This is a genomic window from Bradyrhizobium sp. LeoA1Lang (assembly GCF_055413685.1).
Map to the genome: position 1 here is coordinate 1 of NZ_JBVAPG010000323.1, position 3,949 is coordinate 3,949.

3 protein-coding genes and 2 pseudogenes are annotated in these 3,949 nt (G+C 60.1%); 2 read left to right on the forward strand and 3 right to left on the reverse strand.

All coding sequences use genetic code 11. The annotated features are described in order from the left end of the window. Positions 1-255 (forward strand): transposase (locus ACZYOF_RS42705; protein WP_463719489.1); only part of this gene is annotated, 255 nt, incomplete at its 5' end. Positions 256-582: 327 nt separating this feature from the next. On the opposite strand, the gene ACZYOF_RS42710 is transcribed toward ACZYOF_RS42705, so the two are convergent. Next, positions 583-885, reverse strand: a complete 303-nt coding sequence (locus ACZYOF_RS42710; RefSeq protein WP_463719490.1) for a LexA family protein — start codon at positions 883-885, stop codon at positions 583-585. Here ACZYOF_RS42710 and ACZYOF_RS42715 point away from each other — a divergent pair. Next, positions 884-2,005 carry an IS630 family transposase gene (locus ACZYOF_RS42715; RefSeq protein WP_130584382.1) on the forward strand — a complete coding sequence of 374 codons (1,122 nt, stop codon included), beginning with the start codon at positions 884-886 and terminating at the stop codon, positions 2,003-2,005. The two genes, ACZYOF_RS42710 and ACZYOF_RS42715, sit on opposite strands and share 2 nt — an antisense overlap. A gap of 798 nt (positions 2,006-2,803) precedes the next feature. Here the strand turns inward: ACZYOF_RS42715 and ACZYOF_RS42720 are convergent. Together ACZYOF_RS42720 and ACZYOF_RS42725 are read right to left on the reverse strand one after the other, a co-directional pair. Further along, positions 2,804-3,209 (reverse strand): annotated as a pseudogene (locus tag ACZYOF_RS42720) (transposase); the annotation flags it as partial. Between the two features lie 552 nt (positions 3,210-3,761). Beyond that, a pseudogene (locus tag ACZYOF_RS42725) lies at positions 3,762-3,949 on the reverse strand (ATP-binding protein); the annotation flags it as partial.

Genomic DNA, 3,949 nt, shown 5'->3' on the forward strand with positions numbered 1-3,949 from the left:
CGCCCGACCGCCGACAACGGCAAGATCGGCGGACCGTTGACACAGGCGATGAGAAAAAAGATCGCCGACGGCGGCTTCGAGACCCCCTACCGACTGCGAAAGCAGATCGTCGAGGCGGTGTTCGGACAGATCAAGCAGGCCCGCGGCTTCCGCCAGTTCCTGTTCCGAGGCCTGGCTAACGTGGGGGCCGAATGGGCGATCGTCTGCACCGCCCACAACCTCGTCAAGCTCAACAACCTCGCCAGGCCCACATGAGCGGCCTATCGTAATGAAGTCCGACCGGCCAGAACGCTAACTGGACAGGCTCCTAGCGAGTCCGTGCGATTGCGGTGCGTTCAGTTTGGTTAATTTGCCACGCGAAATGGCGGCCTGTTAGTGATGACCTATCGCTAAATAGGCCACCCTTTCAACGGGTCCATGGTGGTCCTGCAACTTTTCCGGGTGCGGGATGTTGAACCGCTATGCCCAGACCTATAGCCATTACACTTATGAGTTTGGCCGCCGCTTCTATCTTTTCGTTCGGCGTCGCAGCGGCTCTACTAGTGGCTCTGCACAGTGATTTTGACGTGTTGGGGTGGGCTGTCAAATTAGCTCCGGCAGGTCTTTCGGATCCACGAGGACCTCGATGCTGCGAGGTGTCCTTGGCTGCCTTCTGATGAGGCCAGATCGTTCCAGGGTCAGCACCATTTGGTGAACCGAGGGCGGGCTGACGCGGAAGTATTCCTGCATGTCGGTTTCGGCCGGGGGCCTGCGATGCAGCCGGGTATAGAGGTGGATAAAAGCCAGATACTGCCCCTGCGTGGGCGTGAAGGGTTTTGTCGAAGGACTCACGCCGGCCATCCGATTCAGTTGTTCGTGCGTGCCTCGAACGAGGAGGCACGCCATGAATGTACGCTATCGGGTCGAACTCAGCCAAATCGAGCGCACCGAACTGAGGGCGCTACTCAGCGGCGGCAAGCATGCGTCCCGCAAGCTCAAGCGAGCGCAGATTTTGCTGGCCGCCGATGCCGGGACCAGCGACGAGGGGATCGCAAGGAGCGTCGGCGTGAGCAGCTCGACCGTATACCGGACCAAGCGACGCTTCGTGGAAGGCAATCTGGAGCGGGCGCTGAGCGAAGAGCCGCGTCCCGGAGCGGAGCGCAAACTCACCGGCAAGGAAGAAGCCTTGCTGGTGGCGACCGCCTGTGCCAGCCCCCCAAAGGGCCGTGCCCGCTGGACGCTCAAGCTGCTGGCAGGCGCGATGGTCAAACTCACCGAACACAAGAGCCTGTCGCACGAGACGGTTCGGCGGCGCCTGGCCGAGAATGACCTCAAGCCCTGGCGCAAAGACATGTGGTGCATTCCGCAGGTCGACGGCGAATACGTCGCCCGCATGGAGGATGTGCTCGACCTCTATGCCGAGGCGCCCGACTCCAGACGGCCGGTGGTGTGCTTCGACGAAAGCCCGGTGCAACTCATCGGCGAAACGCGTCAGCCCATTCCGGCCAAGCCCGGCAGGCTCGAACGTTACGATTATGAGTATCGTCGCAATGGCACGGTCAATCTCTTCGTTCTGCTCGACGTTCATCGTCCCTGGCGCAAGGTCAAGGTCACCGAGCGACGAGCGGCAAGGGATTACGCCCAATGCATGCGTGATCTTGTCGACATCCATTATCCCGACGCCGAGATCATCCGGGTCGTCCAGGACAATTTATCGACCCACTCCGCCGGTGCCCTCTATCAGGCGTTCCCGCCCGCCGAAGCCAGGCGGATTTTGCGACGGCTCGAGTTCCACTACACCCCCAAGCACGCAAGCTGGCTCAACATGGTCGAGATCGAAATCGGCGTCCTGCGGGGCCAGTGTCTCGATCGCAGGATCGACGACCCCAAGCGACTGCGCCGCGAAATCGCTGCCTGGGAACGGCAGAGAAATGCCGCACGTTCCCGCATCAAATGGATGTTCACGACAGACAAGGCCCGCGCCAAAATGGGCCGCGCCTATCCCGACACTTCCAAAGAGTCATAATCACTGTGACGAGGTACTAGCCGCCGGTGTTCCCAACCCCCGCGATTACCTATGTAATTGAAAGCAAACTGACAGACATGCCTGTCCGGAAGCCGCCAGCGTAACGCGAGTAGTTAGCCGGGTCGGCGTGAAAGCGCACCGTTTTGGCTCTCTTGCACTGAGATTGTCTGGCACGCGAGTTGCTGAGAGATGTGCGGGCTTAACTCCTCATACATTCGCGCAACCGCCATGAGATGGTCAAGTCTACAGCGACTAGCGCGGGTGGTTCCTCCAACCGCCCGCGCTTCTTTTCTGTAGTCCTGTAGGCCGCACGGCGACGCCGTTCTGGAGATCGTGCCATGACCCGTGAAGAGGCTTTGGAGAACGCGATAGCGGCGATCAGAAATTGGTCCGAAGGGAAGGCCGAAACGAGCGTACTCCTCGACGCGATTGCGAAGCTTATGGCGATTGCGCCGCCGCCTAGACGACATTCAAAACAGAAGCAGCCTTTACGATCCCCAGACGAGGCATGCTGCAATGGGCAGACTCAAATTCATACCGGCTTTCGAGGCCGCAAATCGCTCTGCCGACCCCGACAAGCTCGCCGCACTCCGGGCAGCCATCCGCGAACGCGGAGGCCCTGACGAATTCGCGCTGACGAGCACAGACCTCATAGGCAAACATCCGCTTGCGCTCTTTAGGTTGCTTACGATCATCTCCGACGCGGCGGTATCCGTCGTTAATGCGGCTTGCACAGCTTGGCGGCTATACGTCCGGGCAAGCAGACCGGGCGAAGACATCGACCAAGGCGAAAGGCCTGCGCAACGCACCGGCCTCGTGCGCCACCCGAAGGCTCTCGGCCAACAATCGCTCCAGCTTGTCGCCGAGCCGCTTGCGCCAATGGCTCAGGTCCGAGCGCTCGTGCGGGAAAACGTGCTGGAAAAACTCTTCGCCGGTGAAGAACTGGAAGTACGGGTCGTGGACCCAGCGCTCGCACCCCCCCTCATCGGACAGCCCGCTTGAGCAACAACAGCCCGATCATGAAGCGGGTCTCGATCCCCGGTCTGCCGTTCTCGCTGTAGAGCGGGGCAATCTCCCCGTCGATCCAGTCCCAATCGATCCTGTCGGCAAGCAGAACCAACTCGTGCTTGATGTTGATGATCTGATCCAGCCGTGCCCGGAACAGATCGTTCGATCCCGTCGTCTTGTGCTTCTTCGGCCGCATCGTCCCTCCGGTGCACCACAGAAGCACGGTTCACAACGGAGAGGAATCCACAAAACGAATCTGCAAGGTTTGCGGCGTCCAAGCATCAAATCCCTGCAATCTCAAACGCCATCAAATCCCAGAAACAGACTCCCGCTCAATCGCTTAGAGGCTTGTTCACGGGCGACGGACTATTTGAGCCAACTGCAGCCAAAGAGTCGCAATGCGAGCAAGCTTCAAGAAAAAATCGGCGTGCACTGTGGCCCACTAGCAACACCTATATAGCGCGTCGGGGGGGCAAGGCGGCGGTCCGCAACATCGCAAAACCATCCGTCGCCGAGCCGCTGTCTTCTTATCGACGGACAGCGTAGCTGCACCAGGGACGCTGTGACAGTCCGCCGTGGGCCGCCTTGGTGTACATAGCTCACTGTGGCGGTGCAGGTATGGGCCATGAACTGGTTCCCCGCGGTCGCATCCTGACCCGACGGCGGACATCAGCCGTTCGTTCAATGCAGCTAACCCAACAGCCCGGCAAAGCTCATAGGGGGATTCGTGCGGATTGCCGTCGACCGCCTATGCTGCCAACAGCGCAAAAGAGAAGGTCGCGCCGCCTACCGGCTCGTTCGATGCAAGGAGCTCGCCTCCGTGTTCGCGCACGATGCCATAGCTGATCCAAAGGCGAGCCCCGTGCCCTCGCCAACCCGCTTAGTAGTAAAGAACGGCTCGAAGATATGGCTGATGTGATCCTTGTCGATTCCAGA